Genomic DNA, 14,389 nt, shown 5'->3' on the forward strand with positions numbered 1-14,389 from the left:
AATGGAGGCAATTCGAATGGAAGTACGAAAGGAATGGATAACACAATGAATCTGTCCTCGCAATCTCCGCTAATTCTAATGGTCGGGTTCTCGGAGCACCTCTCTCGCGCAGTCGGGTATTTTTCCGGAATGTTTGGCTGGAATGCAACGACGGACTGTTCGCGCGCCAAATGCATGGGTAAAATCAAAGCCGGTCAGTATGCTCTTGTTGTCATGGACGCTTCGAAGATTAGAAACGAGGCATGGGAGTTGTGCGGAGCTATCAAGAGGGCGGCACCGAAAATGCCGATTCTCGTCGTTGCTTCGGAAAGAGGAGGCGTAAAGGAAAGATTGTCAGCGTTCGAAGCGGGGGCGGACGATTGCATCAGCAAGCCGTTCAGTTGCCGGGAGCTGCTTTATAGAATGCGGGGAATACTGGGGAGGACATTTTCGCTCGAAGGGCGACTAAACGGTGCGAGAAAGCGAGGTGACTTGCTATTCGACGGACTTGAATTGGGCCGTAACGATCCGATCATGAGAATCTATCGTTCATCGATCCGTCTTTCTTCTTGCGAATACAAGCTAATCAAGTATTTGGCGGATCGCTGCAATCGGATCGTCAGCAGAGAGGAACTGGTTCAGGGCGTCTGGCCGACCGATTCGATCGCATATTGCCGTACCGTGGATACCAACATTAAGCGTATACGCGAAAAGCTGAAACAGATTCATCCCGAGCTGGCCGGAATCATCCGAACGGAACGGGGTCGGGGTTATTGTCTAATGGATCCGGCGGCTGAAACCGGTTAGGTTCAAGCAACGCACCTCCTCATACCGATTACAGCAATGGCCAGGGAAAGCTGCAGCGCTCCCATTAAAAGAATCCCGCCCAGAACGGATGTGCTTCCGACCAAATAAGGGGTCGTAATCCAATCGACTTGCGGCGCTCCGCAAAGCTGTGTTTCCGAAGCTCCGCGAAAAGAAGAAATTGTGTAATGCGCTCCATTCATCGACACGCACAACGGCAGGAGCATGACTCCGCCTATAACGAAGATGCGCGCTGCGCAATTGCCGCGCTGCCGCCAGCTTGTCCGGGGACGAAGCACGCCTTCCCACATGAACCATCCGCTGTAAAGCAGAACCAGATGGAGCGGAAAACGCAGCAGCTCCACCCGATTGAGATCCTGATAGCTTTGAGGCCACATCAGAAGAGTCAACATGGCGACAAAGACAAGCAAAGCCGGAATATTGGGACCTCCGAAGGCCAGAAGCTTCTTGCCTCCCGGCAGCTTGCGGAGAAATCCGTTGCGAACCCATTCCGGCATGCCCGCGATAAGCAGCGGCACCATACACATGTAACGAATGCACAACTGTAGGACGTAGACGTCGATCGATTGCCTTGCGAGTGCGGACAGCACGCCGCCGTAACCCAAATACATGCACAGGATGCCGGCGTAGAATGCAGCTTGCTTTCTGGACCGAAGTATAACCTGTTCGCCATTTCCGTATTTTTCGAAATGACCAGCCTTGGCGTACAACAAGGCTGCTGCCAGGGCAACGACAAGCAATTCCGGAGTCAAGAGAGCGTGCCAACCATAGGTGTCAACGAGTCCGTTCAAGATTCTTCCTCGCTTTCTCTAGCTCTTGTCGCTGTTTTTGCCAAGCCAGCTTTGCTCATACGCATATCTGGCTAGTTGAACCCTGTTGGCCAAATGAAGCTTTTGCAGAATGTTTTTTAGATGGTTTTTAACCGTATGCTCCGAAATTTCCAATTGACTCGAAATCTCTTTATTGCTAAGGCCTTTAGCGACCAGGGCTAGAATTTCACTCTCGCGTGCGGTCAGGGGATTGCTTTGAGAATGGGCGATTCCCGAAGGTGACAGCTCCTTTAGAATCCGGAATGCCAGGTCTCTCGTCATCGGAACCTCGTCGATCGCAATCGCCTTTAAGTAATCGTGCCAAGCACCAGGATTCAAATTTTTAAGCAAGTAGCCTTGGGCTCCTTTTTTCAATGCGTCGAACAAGTGCGCAATATCGTCAGAAACGGTAACCATAACGATCTTGAGGTAAGGATATTTCTCCTTCAACCGTTTGGTGGCCTCCAGGCCGCCCATTCCGGGCATTTGGATATCCATGAGGACCAGATCCGGCATCCATTTCTCGCTTAGCTCGATCGCCTCTTCTCCGCTGCTTCCCTCTGCAACGATGATAAAATCGGGCGTATTTTTCAAGATCATTCGAATTCCTTCTCTGGCCATTTCACTATCGTCGATTACCAATACTCTAAATGGAGACATCTCAGACTTCCCCCTTTCTGACAATGACGATCGTTTTTCCGCGAATGCTTTCGATTTCCAGAGTCCATTTCATCGCCTCGGCCCGATCGCGCATCATCTTTAATCCGAAACGGCCCTTTATTGAGGCTTCCTCCGGCCTAAACCCTTTTCCGTCGTCTGAAATCCGACAAGACCAACCGTTTGAGGTCTTGGAAGCTTGAATTCGAACTAATGTCGCATCGGCATGCTTGTGAATATTCAGTAATGCCTCCCTTACGATGGCCAAGAGCTCTACTTTTTCCTTCGAAGATAGGCACGTTTCGGGGATTACCCACTCAATATCAAATTGCAGTGCGGTCTCAAGCTTCAACTCGTCGATTAAAGCCTCCACACCTTGCAGCCAGGGAATCGTATCGGTTTTAGCCGGATGCCTCAGGTTGGCAATCGCTTGACGAACATAATCGTTCGTTCGGTGAACGCTTTCTTTAAGCTTTTGCAGCAGCGATTCGTCCGTACGAGCCCCGTTTTCCATGTTCGAGATTTGGGTATTGAGGAAAAACAAAGACTGCGCGATTCCGTCGTGCAGCTCGCGGGCGATCTTCTCACGCTCCTGAAGAACTGCCTGCATGGCCTTAGCGCGATTCAGTTCCTCTTGATTGTGCTCGATCATTGTGAACAATTGGGTTAAAAACAGCAAAGATACAAGCAGAACAAAAACTGGTGCAAGCCAGTTCCCTAGCTCCATGGAGATATAAGGCAGCAAAAACTCGTGACGTACGTATTCCCAAAGCCCGATTGTCAAGGTTGGAATCGTTAATATAAGCCATTTGATTTGTTTGTAAGTCACTCGGGTTCCCTCCTGCAATTACCGTTATGTCCTTTTATTTTAGCTTGGCGCATCAGGAACAGATATGACTCCAAATGGCTATTTGCCATTCAGGGAATGAGTTCGTCTCTCGAGTACGCGTAAGACTTCCCTGTCTCGTCTACGATTGTCACCTTAATGCTCCATGCACCGGGTTCGTCTATATAACGGCCTCTCGCTTCATAAGTGTATTTGTCGAAGCCTTCAAAGCCATAAGGGTCGGGTCCACCTTGCTTATACAACAATTGAACCGCTTGCCGGCTTCCCTCTCGTCCCAGCCTCACATCGACAGAAGCCGGTTTTCCCAAACCGCTTGGAAGCCAGACATCCAAGCGAACCGATTGCTCTGTGGCTGCTGCACCGATTCGTAACGACATATGCGCTTCCGTCCCCATGACGTGCCAATAGACCGGCTCCTTCAGCAATTGATCGCTCGAGCTGTTCCTCGGGATTAACTCAGACAGGAGCATCGCGACCACCGTCAGGCTCAGCGCAAGCCGCAGGCTTTGCCTGAAATGATATCGGCGCTCCTCTTCTTTGCCCTCCCCCAATCTCCTCCAACGCTTATAGGCTTTTGCGACAATCCATCCTATCAGAATGGACAGCATCAATTCGACCAGGAGAAGCATAGCGACGACATTGCTCGATTTCGTTCTCCAAAGCATAGCTGCGGTCAGAACGTCAGCGATTGCTACGCCGCCCCATGCCGCTGCCGACCAAGTCATAAATCGGGCAAGCATCGGGGAGTTTCGGCTATCCTTCTCGGGAGGCGACCCGGACAGAGCGGCAAGAACCGCAAGACCGCCGCCAAACCAAAGCCCCGCCGCGGCGGTATGTAAAGTTGCCGCCGCGAGATCTAGCAAGGATGCGCTTTCAACTGCGGAGTTGATGTGGATAAGGGGAATTAAAGCCAGCGAACAGCCCAAGCCTGTTAGACGCTTGGCGCTCGTTTCCGGAAATACCTCCCAAGCAATCAGCAAAGCCAGAATAGAAACGGCGATTTGCGCCATAACCCATCCGTTGGATGACCCGGACAGCATCAGCGCATACAGCGTCGCGATAGCCGCCATTTTCTCCATGCGCCCAACAGACCGTCCTTCGGCTTGCTCCGAGTCCAGATTGGGCCAAATCCAGACGCGAAAAGCAGCGATCCCCAGTAGCACCATCGCGCCTCCCGTTGTCGCTACCCGTGCCAAATACGCAAAAAAAACGCTCCAATCCCCATCGGCTGCATCATGCATATGCTCGTGCCCGGCTGCGCTCGTTTCCCACCCGGGAATAATCAGAAACAACACGCTAACCGCGGCCGCGCTTGCAGCCGCGGGCCAATGTTTAAACCCAAATCCCATATCCCCGATTTCTCCTTCCTTCTTCAGAAGCGATCCAGTTCAACCCATTCCCGATATTTTTCATAATGATTCATCAGCTCTTCATGCGTCCCTCTCATCGCAATTGCGCGCCTGGGAGAGAGGATATCAACGGCGCTAGCCCGACTCTCCTGATGGCTTCGCGTATTTCCTTGTCCGTAGCGGCGCTGTTGCTGATTCGGACATTGATAGGAACGAACACAAAATGAAAAACGGGTCAGCGCAAACTGAAGCCTTGCCAATTCAACGACCTCCACCCCATCACTTCCTCTCGCGTTATTTCTGGCCCCGGAGTCCTTCTTATTATAAGGAAGGGGATTGTCCGATATAATGGCCCGAAAGAGGGGGACGCGTGAGAGTTCTGTGACAGGGTGGCGACAGAAATGTGAAATTCGTTACAAACTGATGAACTTACCGGAAATAACAGTCCTCAAGGAAGTAGAGCCAATTGTTCCGCATTGTGCCGCAAAATATCGAGAAGCGTCTTCATGCCGGAGTCCGGATAGCTTCTGAGTTCGATTCTCTTCGTATTCTTGGAGATCTCCGAGAAGCCCGCGCCTTGTGGCATATGGGCATTATCGACGATCAAATTCGGAGCGAGCTTGGAAAGCTCGGCCAGGCGGGAAGGGGTCGGTTCGTCGGGACCAAACTCTCCGACGACTTCGTAGCCCAGCCATTTCAGAAAAGGCGTCATGTAGATCTGGGATACGACTTTTGTCCGTTCCGTTCCTTGATCCTTCGCCGCTTGCGCCAGCTTACCCGCCAGTGCGTCCAGATCAGCCTCGAAGTTGGCCTGGGCCTCTTGCGTTCCCCAAATTTCCGCCAGCTTGCGCGTTGCGTTCTTGTACCCGTCCGGCGTATTGTCCACTTCGATGACGGCAGTCAAATCCGGGGAAAGTTCCCCTGCCTCGATCAGTTTGGCCATAAACGGCTCGTAGCCTAAATAAACCAAATAGCTGTCCTTGACCTTGGCGATGTCGCTAGGGCGATAATCGTATTCTGGCGGATGGCGAAGCTCGGCTGGAGCGAGATAAGCGACGTCCGGAGCGCCGGCTGCCTCGGCCACAAGCGCTGTCAAGCTCGTTGACGCGACAACCCCTGTTACCTCGGATAAGCTGACCGGCTTATTGACATGGTTTTGCGCTCCATGCTCGCCGCCATCTGAATGTCCTCCGTGCTCGTTGCCGCCACCATGTCCTCCATGTCCTCCCTGCTCCTGCCCTTCCTCACCGTGGTCTTGCTGCTCATGACCGCCTTGCGCTTCATGGCTTGCGAGAGCCTCAGCGGCATGAGAAGCCGATGGGGACTCCGCTTCCTTCTTGTCGCTTCCGCACGCCGACATAACTAGGGCAATGGCACAAATGACGGTTAACAACGTTCCATTTCTTTTCTTGTTCCTCATCTTCTTCACCTCATTTAAGTAGTTAAGCGCGACGAAGCGCTAAGGTCGTTACAAATACGGCTACTCCTGTAATCGTAATGCTGGCGCCAGTAGGAAAGTCTAACTGCATGGACAGTAGAAGGCCTCCGCAAGCCGTGATCAGACCGAAGATCGAAGTCCAAACGATCAGTTGGCCGAAGCTTCGAGCCAAACGAAGCGCTGACATCGCTGGCAGCAGGATGATCGCATCGATCATCAACGCTCCGACGATCTTCATGATGACTCCGATCGATACACCAGTCAGAAACAGTAAAAGGCTCTTTAAGGTTTCCGCCGGCATTCCGAGCCACTGCGCCTGCGCTTCATCGAAGAACAGCAGTTGCAGTTCTCGGTAAAAAAGAAAAAACGTCGCAATGATCGTCGCGGACAGGGCAATCAGAATCCCCATGTCCAGCGAAGTCAGCGTCAAAATACTCCCCGCGAACAGTCCGAACACGTCCATGGCCGGAATGCCGGCCGCATGGAAAACAAGGAAGGCGACCGCGATAGCTCCTGTCATGAAAAACGCGCCAATCAGCCCGGTATCCAATCTGAGTTTTCTGGACAAGGGACCAAGCAGCAATGAGCCGACAATAATACCTCCCATTGCTCCGGCGATCGGAGCCGTCCCTAGCAGAAGGCCGACAGCTCCTCCTAACAAGGCCATGTGCATGAGGGCAAAACGGATCGTAGTCAGGTTCAGCATGACGATCACGATTCCCAGCAAGGAAATGGCAGACCCGGAAAGCGCAGCAGCGAGCAGAGCTTTCTGGAAAATCGGGAGCTGAAAATACTCCCACATCGTCATGCGTCCCCCTCCTTCTCTTCGTTAACCAGCTTGCCGTCCCGCAACAGCACGATGCGGTCGGACATTTGCAGCGCTTCCTCTTTGAGATGGGTAATGGTGACAACCGTTACCCCTTTGGTGAGTCTTACATCGTCGAGCCAGGCTGCGAGCATCGTTTTAGAGTCTTCGTCCAAATAGGTCGTTGGCTCATCTAGAAGCAGAATACTTGGAGTCCTCGCCATCGCTCTGGCGATATTAAGACGCTGTCGCTGACCTCCCGACAGTCTTCTGCAATCCGTTAGCCGCAGTTCCGATAAGCCTACCCGCTCAAGCGCCTCCTCCGCCTGAACTCTATCCTCTTTTCCGGGACGGCGCCAGAATCCGAACGATACTCCCCATCTGCCCAAAAGCACCGCATCTTCGACGGATATCGGTAATTTGCCGATTTCCTGCATTTGCGGAACGTAACCGATCTGCGAGCGCGCCCATCTTTTGTCCCGGCTCGAGCGGATTTGCCGTCCGCAAATGGCGACGTCCCCCGATTGCCAAGGCAGCAGTTGGAGCAGTGCACGAAAAAAAGTCGTCTTGCCCGCTCCGTTCTCGCCCACAACGCAAACCGCCTCTCCCAGCTTTGCTTGGAACGATATTTCGCGCAGAACTGTCTCCTCCCCATAACCGCCGGAATAGCCTCCGAGTTCGATTGCCAAAGCGTGCTTTTCGGAAATCGCAGTCATTCCCATCCCCTCCCTCCCGAATTCTCCCGTTATTCGACTCAGCCTCGGTTTGGTGCGTCACTCGTCTCGTATGCAAGCTCGCTTAATGACCATGATGACCCTCCGAAACGTTGGACTCTTCCCCTTCTCCGGCATGCTCCAACTGCGACAATCTCTGCACGGCTTCATTACCGATGGCTACCCGCTTGGCGGGCATGGCTTCGAGATCTGCGGAATTGATGCGGCTTTGAACAATGTACATCCCTTCCGAACCGAATACATAATTAGCCGTGTAAACGCCAGGCGTTTCCTCCGTTGCTTGGATAATAACGACGCTGTTTGGATCGCTTTCCGGCCAGACGACGAATTCCGCCTTGTCCGCCTGCTCCAGCGGTTGGCCGCTCTTCTTGACTACGACGGACAATGGAACTTCAGATTGGAAGTCCTCCGGGGCCGGCGCTTTCAAATCGACGGTCAAATGCGGGGCGAAGCCGTTCTCGTCTCTTCCTTCCATGTTAGAGGTACAGCCCCCAATGGCGATTGCCAGCACTGCAAGCATCAATGCGCGAAGAATAGTTGCGGATCGAAAATTCATGGCTTATCCCTCCTAAGCTGAAAACCAGTGCCGCAACGGCTTGATTCTACGAATAACGAACAAGTCGAGCAGAACGACGACGATCAGCGACAATCCGACAAGCGGCATGACGGCGCCGCAAACGAGCAGTAGCACAAGTACAATTACCGAAACCTTGCGATTTTTGGAACGAACCGGTGCGCCGAGTCCGTTCGGCTTGCGTTTGCGCCACATGAAATATGAGCTGATCGAGACGAGTACAAGCCCGAGGCAGGCGAACAAGCCTAGCAATTGATTTGGCAACCCGAACAGGCGACCTTCATGGAATGCGATGCCGTACGAAATCAACTTGCCCATGATGCCATAGTCGACGAATCGCACGTCTGTCAAAACGGCCCCGCTGTACTGATCGATATGAAGCGTTGCGCTTGTATTGGGCTTGTCATGCGAAGTCGATACCGTATATACTCCTGCTTCTCCTCGAGGAAGAGTAATCGTATAGGGCTTCAGAACGTTCTTCTTGTCAGCGATGCCGGCAATTTCGTCTACGGATAGAGGGACGTAACCTCCGCTTGCGGACGACGCCGGAACCCGCAAGTTTTCCGCTGCCCAGGGTAAATCCTCGGCGATATCCTTCGCGACCGTCATCGATTCCGGTTTTGCTCCGAAACTGTATGCGTAAGGAGGAACGTTCGTATTAGTGGAATCGGCCAGTTGGCTGATCCGCGGACCGAGCACTCCGGACCAAGGCAACCCCGACAAAATAATGACGACGAGCACGATCGAAATCCAGAAGGCCGGAACGGCGTGCAAATCTCGCCAGAACGTCCGGCTGCCTGGCTTGCTCAGTCGCGGCAATATCGTGCCCCATACTCCGCCCTTGCTGCGGGGCCACCATAAAATCAGGCCGGTCAAGACGAGGACAAGCGCCCAGCACGCCGCCAATTCGACAAGCCGATTGGTCCAGGTTCCTTCGACGAGCAGCTGGCTGTGCAATTTCTTGAAGACAGCCGAAAACGTCTTGTCGCTGTTTAAGGAGCCCTTGATGTTGCCGGTATAAGGATCCGCATACATGGTCGTCGGCGTGCCGAAGTGGCTGACAGACAATCTGTACGTGTCAGTCGGCGCTTTCATCAGCGTAATGGAGGAAACCTTCGCCCCCGGATAACCTTTCTCCGTTTTGGCGATCACCTCCGCCGGGGATATCTGATGTTGGCCTGCTTGGCTGACGGTAAGGAGATCCTTGTAAAGGTATCCCTCGAGTTGCGGCTTGAACAAGTAAACCGAGCCGCTGATCGCTAAAATAATCAAGAAAGGAGCAAAAAGTATACCTGCGTAAAAATGCCATCTCCATACCGCCTGATAAACGGCTTGTTTCACATTCGGTACTTTGACAGCTTTGGATGGCTTGCCTTCTTGCGTTGGGACCCCTGTGGCCGATTCGCTCAATGAAATGCTCCCCCGATCTGAACTTAAATGATGCAACCAAAAGTATAGCCACATCCGCAAACGGACTGTATGGCCCATAGGAGCCATAATGCAATGCTAATTGTGTACGTTGTGTGAACGATCTGAAAGTTAAGAAAAACATAAAAGGCCGGCCAGTAAAAACTGGCCGACCTTATTTCTTATTATCGATACTCCAAGCAGAGTCAGCGTCTAGACCGTTACCGTTTTACTTCCTTCAAGTAACTGCGAACTGCCTCGAACGCTTCCTCCGCGTTCCGAACGTTAAACTGAATTACCGGATGTTCCCCGTACTGATCTGCCGTGTAAGCATATCTCGGATCGTAATAATGCTCCAGCAGCAGTTCCACGGCTTCGGCATAACGATCGGTCCGCAGCAGCGTCTCGATTTCGGCCGCTACCGGCGTATGAATGCGCGATTTGATTTGTCTGAACGCCTGGATGTACTGCTCCTTGTATTCCTCGGGCCGGTAATCGCGAATAATTTGTTCGACCCTTGCCGCCACCGGCATCTCGATGCGAATCGGGATGCCCTCTTCCTTTTTGCGGATCAGCAGATCCGGCAGTACGGCTTTGCCGATCCGTTTACTCTCCGCCTCGAACAGAACGAACGGCGCCTCCTGCAACCGAAGCATCTCCTCGAGCAGCAGCGCGTCGAACGTCTTCTGGTTATGACTGCGCAAGCCGATATGCCCGAAGATCGACCCTCTGTGTCCCGCCATCGCTTCCAGATCCAATACCGGCCATCCTTCCTCTTGCAACCGGTTCAATATCGCAGTTTTGCCTATGCCCGTGTTGCCGTGAATGACATAGGCCTGCGGAGCGTAGTCCATCGTGCTCAAAGTTTCGACGACCCAGCTGCGATATTCCCGATAACCCCCGATGAGGCGAACCGTCGATATGCCCATCAAAGACAACAGCGTTGCCGTCGTCCTGCTTCTCATGCCTCCGCGCCAGCAAAAGACGACTTTTCTAGGACCGATGCCGGCAAACTCCTTAATAAAGGCGGGAAGCTTGGCCGATACGATCTCCAGTCCCCGTTCTTTGGCCGCCTGTACGCTCGTTTGCTTATAGATCGTGCCGATCTCCGCTCTCTCGGCGTCGCTGAACAACGGAATATTTAAGCTTCCCGGAATCGTCGATAGTTCATACTCAGACGGGGAGCGGACATCGATAAACGCGAGCTGCTGCTTCTGCTGCAGCGCTCTGATTTCTTCCAAAGTCATATCCTGAAACAAGGAATTCTCTCCTAACTCTTGCTGCCTGATTTATACGACTTCGATCTGTCCGGGATGATTCGCCACCGCTTCGCCGATCCGGCTCGCCTCGACTCCGGCTTGCTGCAATGCGGAGAGCAGATCTGCCGCATCGGATGCAGCAACGGCAATGAGCAAGCCTCCCGAAGTAACGGCATCGCACAAAATCCAACGGTCGATTTGATCCATGGCTTCCGGGAAAGCAACCGAATCCTGCACATGTCCGAAGTTGTTTTTCGTCCCGCCGGGCACGAAGCCCTTCTCTGCAAGCTCTCTTACTCTCGGCAGCAGCGGAACCCGATCCTTCTCGATCCGCAGTCCGACTTGGCTGCCTTTGGCCATTTCCAGCGAGTGTCCAAGCAGCCCGAATCCGGTCACGTCTGTGCAGCCGTGTACCTCGAAGCGGCTCATCGTCTCCGCCGCAGTTTTGTTTAATTCGGCCATGACGGCCGTCACGCGCGTTGCTTCTTCTTCCGACAGCTGATCCTTCTTGATCGACGTTGTCAGAATGCCGACTCCGATCGGCTTAGTCAAGATCAGTTGATCTCCGGGCTTAGCCCCGGCATTGGTGCGCACCTTCTCCGGATGAATAAGACCAGTCACGGCAAGACCGAACTTCGGTTCCTTGTCGTCAATGGAATGGCCGCCGACGAGCGTAACTCCGGCTTCGTTCACCTTGTCCGCCGCGCCCCGCAAAATTTCCGCGAGCACCTGCTTGTCCAGCGTCGTGATCGGGAACGCCACGATGTTCAGCGCGGTGAGCGGCGTCCCCCCCATTGCGTAAATATCGCTGATCGCGTTGGCCGCCGCAATCTGTCCGAAGGAGTAAGGATCGTCGACGATCGGAGTAAAGAAGTCCACGGTTTGCACGATCGCAAGCTCGTCGGTAAGACGGTACACCCCCGCGTCGTCGCTCGTATCCAAGCCTACCAGCAGATTCGGGTTCGGAGCGGCTGGCGGAAGAGTACGAATGACTTGCGCCAAGTCCGCCGGACCGATTTTACAGCCGCAGCCTCCTTTGCTGGAGTATGAAGTCAGTTTGATTTTATCTGATGACGACATGCCGCACATCCCTTTCATTGTGTTATCTCTACCTAAATAGTACACGATTGCCGGGCTGCTTCGCAAAGGGGCTCCGTGCGATTGTCGAATTTAAGGTCGTTTACAGCTAGATGAAACTGCTGTACTCTATTTTTAGCAAACATAGGAAAAGGAATTATGTAGAGAGGAGAAACGCGATGACGGTAACATTCAAGCGCTGCGTCGAGGATGACGATTACGCCAAGGTCTCCCTATTCATGGTGGAGCGCAGAAGGGATTTGCATCCTTCATTATGTACGGTCGACATGGTTACGTTGCTGTACGGATATATGGCGGACGGTCAGCTGCATTGCGGAATGAACGATGACGGACAAGTGGTCGGGGCATCTGGCCTCTATTTCGAAGAGTCCGAAAAGGGAGATCGTACTCGCAGCTCCGCGCTGCTCGACATCTGTATTGTGGACAAGGAGCGAAGAGGATCGCGCGTGTTTGCGAGAGGCTTGCAGTATATGGTCGAGCATATTTCCGAGCATCACCCGGAGGTCGAAGTCGTCCGGTTGTGCGCCCTCTCGGATAATCCGTACTTATGCAAGCTTTATGCGAAATTCGCCCGATTCGAGGGCACTCGGGAAGGCAGTGTCGGACAGGAATCAGTATTTTCCGCAGAAATACCCCATATTAGGTATATTCTAAACCGGCTGAATCCCCTATAATTAAAAGGGATTTCCAAATAATGCGTTAAAGGAGGACAAGCCCATGTATCCAGCTAAGCCTGACATCAAAGAAATCAAAAAAGGTTCCGGATTCGGCAGAATCGTCAAAGCAAACGATTCTCTCCGTGCTGCTCCGGTCATCGTAACGAAATAATGCCCTACCTCTTTCGAGTTTGCGAGTTCGACATGGATCATGAAGCTTATATCAAGTTTATCCTATCGAACCATCAAGCATTGAATTTGCCTTACCCGTTCCACGTCAAGCTCAGCTTTGCCGGCAGCCCTCTCGTTCTCGGCAAAGCGATGCTCGTTATCGAAGAAGAATCTTACGAGCTTGTCGGAGCGGCGGGTTTCGTCTTTGGCACCGGGGCTAACGATCATCAGGATCGCCACGTGTGCCAGGCGGAGCTCGCCTTTGTGCTTCCGGAGCATCGGAAGATCGGCTTGTTCGTTCAGGGGCTCCGCGCCCTGCTTGATGCGGCAAAGGAAGGCAATCCGGAGGTCGAATGGTTTCAGTTCTGGTGCCCAGGAGATCGCGAGAAGCTGCCGAAGCTGTTCATTAAGCTCCTCTCACTGCCTGGCGCCGACTCGCAGACCGCTAACGGGATGACGCTGTTGCGGCTTCCGTTCGCCGAACTTGCGGCTTATGTTCGAACGCTGCGCTTCGGTTCGGCGAAAGTTAATCGATGAATAAGGTGCAAAGGGGATGTGTCTCCCTCCGACGCTATACGCTTTCTGAAATCTGAATGGGTAAACCCCGTGATAAGGTGATTTCAGAAGCGTATGAGGCAGTCTCCGGGAGGCACATCCCCCTTTTTTTATATCTCGATCATCTCAAGCAACTATCGCCTCTTATTTGCATTCCCGCGGTCAGGACGATAAGATCAAACGTATGAATCTCTCTTATCTGACAACCGTTTTGACAGCCGCGATCCCTTCTCTTGGCCTTAGAAGCTGTCTGGTTAACCAGGGCGGGCAAAACCTGTACGAGCATTACCGCCATTCTCGCATACCGGAGGAAATAGCCAAAATAAACTCGTGCACGAAGAGCATTTTGTCCGCTTTAATTTGTATGGCCATGGATCGGGGAAGGCTCCCGGAGCCGCATACGCCAATCGCGGAATTTTTCCCGACGCTTCTGACGGATGGGGATTCCCGGAAAAGGGAAATTACAATTGAACATCTTCTGACAATGACCGACGGGCTCAAGTGGACCGAATTCGGCGGAATTAAATCGTTTCCTCGCATGACCCGTTCCGACAACTGGGTCGATTTTGTGCTGTCTCAACCGATGGCGGAAGCGCCGGGACGGAAAATGGAATACAGCTCCGGAGCATCCCAATTGCTGTCTGCGATACTTGTTCAAACCTGCGGCATGCCGATCGCCCGTTTTGCCGAGCTGGAGCTGTTCGGTCCTCTTGGTATCGAGCAATACGAATGGGAGACGGATCCGCAAGGCATTCACACGGGAGGATACGGCCTCCGGCTTCGTCCAGCGGATTTGCTCGCATTCGGGCAGCTCTATTTGAATCGAGGCCGCGCCGCTGGACGGCAGCTCGTCTCCGAGGAGCGCGCGATCCGTTCCGTACAGCCGGCCGCTCCCGCCGGCCCGCCGAATGTCGGTTATTACGGCTGGCATTGGTGGACGGATACGTTTGGCCCTGCGCTGTCGTCGGAGCACGCGCCAACGAATGACGAGGCGGACATCGCGCCTTCCTCATTCGTCGGAGCACGCGCCAACGAATGACGAGGCGGACATCGCGCCTTCCTCATTCGATTATTTCTATGCGCGGGGGTACGGAGGTCAATTCGTCTATGTCGTTCCCGTTTTCCGGCTCGTTGTCGTTCTGACGGATGACAGAAGGAAAAAAGAACGCAATCCGACGAACGTATTCCGGGAAATCATCGCTCCGGCGCTGGTGCGTTGATTCCCC

17 protein-coding genes are annotated in these 14,389 nt (G+C 53.2%); 5 read left to right on the top strand and 12 right to left on the bottom strand.

Going from position 1 to position 14,389, the window contains the following annotated elements; translation table 11 throughout:
• The first annotated feature begins 33 nt into the window (after window positions 1-33).
• Window positions 34-786 (top strand): response regulator transcription factor, encoded by a 753-nt coding sequence (locus tag J4772_RS14310; RefSeq protein WP_209075735.1) that lies wholly within the window; start codon window positions 34-36, stop codon window positions 784-786.
• 2 nt (window positions 787-788) lie between these two features.
• On the opposite strand, the gene J4772_RS14315 is transcribed toward J4772_RS14310, so the two are convergent.
• From J4772_RS14315 to selD, 12 genes are all read right to left on the bottom strand, one after another.
• Window positions 789-1,595: a cytochrome c oxidase assembly protein gene (locus J4772_RS14315; protein WP_209075736.1), complete on the bottom strand. Its 807-nt coding sequence runs from the start codon at window positions 1,593-1,595 to the stop codon at window positions 789-791.
• Window positions 1,596-1,613: 18 nt separating this feature from the next.
• Window positions 1,614-2,273 (bottom strand): response regulator, encoded by a 660-nt coding sequence (locus J4772_RS14320; protein ID WP_209075737.1) that lies wholly within the window; start codon window positions 2,271-2,273, stop codon window positions 1,614-1,616.
• Between the two features lies 1 nt (window position 2,274).
• Window positions 2,275-3,099 (bottom strand): sensor histidine kinase, encoded by an 825-nt coding sequence (locus J4772_RS14325; RefSeq protein ID WP_209075738.1) that lies wholly within the window; start codon window positions 3,097-3,099, stop codon window positions 2,275-2,277.
• 89 nt (window positions 3,100-3,188) lie between these two features.
• A complete protein-coding gene (locus J4772_RS14330) occupies window positions 3,189-4,466 on the bottom strand; it encodes a hypothetical protein (RefSeq protein ID WP_209075739.1) in 1,278 nt (425 codons plus the stop codon).
• Window positions 4,467-4,489: 23 nt separating this feature from the next.
• Window positions 4,490-4,741: a hypothetical protein gene (locus J4772_RS14335; RefSeq protein ID WP_209075740.1), complete on the bottom strand. Its 252-nt coding sequence runs from the start codon at window positions 4,739-4,741 to the stop codon at window positions 4,490-4,492.
• Window positions 4,742-4,914: 173 nt separating this feature from the next.
• A complete protein-coding gene (locus J4772_RS14340) occupies window positions 4,915-5,886 on the bottom strand; it encodes a metal ABC transporter substrate-binding protein (RefSeq protein ID WP_209075741.1) in 972 nt (323 codons plus the stop codon).
• 22 nt (window positions 5,887-5,908) lie between these two features.
• The gene (locus J4772_RS14345; RefSeq protein ID WP_209075742.1) at window positions 5,909-6,712 is read right to left on the bottom strand and encodes a metal ABC transporter permease; all 804 of its coding nucleotides are present in this window, start codon (window positions 6,710-6,712) and stop codon (window positions 5,909-5,911) included.
• The gene (locus J4772_RS14350) at window positions 6,709-7,425 is read right to left on the bottom strand and encodes a metal ABC transporter ATP-binding protein (protein ID WP_209075743.1); all 717 of its coding nucleotides are present in this window, start codon (window positions 7,423-7,425) and stop codon (window positions 6,709-6,711) included. The genes J4772_RS14345 and J4772_RS14350 overlap by 4 nt, the downstream gene beginning before the upstream one ends.
• Window positions 7,426-7,507: 82 nt before the next feature.
• Window positions 7,508-7,999 carry a FixH family protein gene (locus J4772_RS14355; RefSeq protein WP_209075744.1) on the bottom strand — a complete coding sequence of 164 codons (492 nt, stop codon included), beginning with the start codon at window positions 7,997-7,999 and terminating at the stop codon, window positions 7,508-7,510.
• Between the two features lie 12 nt (window positions 8,000-8,011).
• Window positions 8,012-9,427: a PepSY-associated TM helix domain-containing protein gene (locus tag J4772_RS14360; protein WP_247741098.1), complete on the bottom strand. Its 1,416-nt coding sequence runs from the start codon at window positions 9,425-9,427 to the stop codon at window positions 8,012-8,014.
• 218 nt (window positions 9,428-9,645) lie between these two features.
• On the bottom strand, window positions 9,646-10,683 hold the full coding sequence (gene mnmH, locus J4772_RS14365; RefSeq protein WP_209075746.1) for a tRNA 2-selenouridine(34) synthase MnmH: 1,038 nt from the start codon (window positions 10,681-10,683) through the stop codon (window positions 9,646-9,648).
• A gap of 30 nt (window positions 10,684-10,713) precedes the next feature.
• Window positions 10,714-11,763: a selenide, water dikinase SelD gene (gene selD, locus J4772_RS14370; RefSeq protein ID WP_209075747.1), complete on the bottom strand. Its 1,050-nt coding sequence runs from the start codon at window positions 11,761-11,763 to the stop codon at window positions 10,714-10,716.
• A 176-nt stretch (window positions 11,764-11,939) separates the two neighbouring features.
• On the opposite strand from selD, the gene J4772_RS14375 reads away from it, so the two are divergent.
• From J4772_RS14375 to J4772_RS37020, 4 genes are all read left to right on the top strand, one after another.
• Complete coding sequence (locus tag J4772_RS14375; RefSeq protein WP_209075748.1) at window positions 11,940-12,455, top strand: hypothetical protein; 516 nt, start codon at window positions 11,940-11,942, stop codon at window positions 12,453-12,455.
• Between the two features lie 186 nt (window positions 12,456-12,641).
• The gene (locus J4772_RS14380) at window positions 12,642-13,145 is read left to right on the top strand and encodes a hypothetical protein (protein ID WP_116064103.1); all 504 of its coding nucleotides are present in this window, start codon (window positions 12,642-12,644) and stop codon (window positions 13,143-13,145) included.
• A gap of 202 nt (window positions 13,146-13,347) precedes the next feature.
• Entirely contained in the window at window positions 13,348-14,202 is an 855-nt protein-coding gene (locus J4772_RS14385) for a serine hydrolase domain-containing protein (RefSeq protein WP_247741099.1), read from the top strand.
• A complete protein-coding gene (locus J4772_RS37020) occupies window positions 14,147-14,383 on the top strand; it encodes a hypothetical protein (protein WP_247741100.1) in 237 nt (78 codons plus the stop codon). Before J4772_RS14385 ends, J4772_RS37020 begins: the two co-directional genes overlap by 56 nt.
• Window positions 14,384-14,389: the final 6 nt, after the last annotated feature.

Source organism: Cohnella sp. LGH, from assembly GCF_017671885.1.
Taxonomy (GTDB): Bacteria; Bacillota; Bacilli; order Paenibacillales; family Paenibacillaceae; genus Cohnella; species Cohnella phaseoli.

Coding starts and splice junctions, on each gene's coding strand:
- J4772_RS14310 (WP_209075735.1), top strand. CDS start 34: ATGGATAACACAATGAATCTGTCCTCGCAATCTCCGCTAATTCTAATG.
- J4772_RS14320 (WP_209075737.1), bottom strand. CDS start 2,273: ATGTCTCCATTTAGAGTATTGGTAATCGACGATAGTGAAATGGCCAGA.
- J4772_RS14330 (WP_209075739.1), bottom strand. CDS start 4,466: ATGGGATTTGGGTTTAAACATTGGCCCGCGGCTGCAAGCGCGGCCGCG.
- J4772_RS14340 (WP_209075741.1), bottom strand. CDS start 5,886: ATGAGGAACAAGAAAAGAAATGGAACGTTGTTAACCGTCATTTGTGCC.
- J4772_RS14345 (WP_209075742.1), bottom strand. CDS start 6,712: ATGACGATGTGGGAGTATTTTCAGCTCCCGATTTTCCAGAAAGCTCTG.
- J4772_RS14350 (WP_209075743.1), bottom strand. CDS start 7,425: ATGACTGCGATTTCCGAAAAGCACGCTTTGGCAATCGAACTCGGAGGC.
- J4772_RS14355 (WP_209075744.1), bottom strand. CDS start 7,999: ATGAATTTTCGATCCGCAACTATTCTTCGCGCATTGATGCTTGCAGTG.
- selD (WP_209075747.1), bottom strand. CDS start 11,763: ATGTCGTCATCAGATAAAATCAAACTGACTTCATACTCCAGCAAAGGA.
- J4772_RS14375 (WP_209075748.1), top strand. CDS start 11,940: ATGACGGTAACATTCAAGCGCTGCGTCGAGGATGACGATTACGCCAAG.
- J4772_RS14380 (WP_116064103.1), top strand. CDS start 12,642: ATGGATCATGAAGCTTATATCAAGTTTATCCTATCGAACCATCAAGCA.
- J4772_RS14385 (WP_247741099.1), top strand. CDS start 13,348: ATGAATCTCTCTTATCTGACAACCGTTTTGACAGCCGCGATCCCTTCT.
- J4772_RS37020 (WP_247741100.1), top strand. CDS start 14,147: ATGACGAGGCGGACATCGCGCCTTCCTCATTCGTCGGAGCACGCGCCA.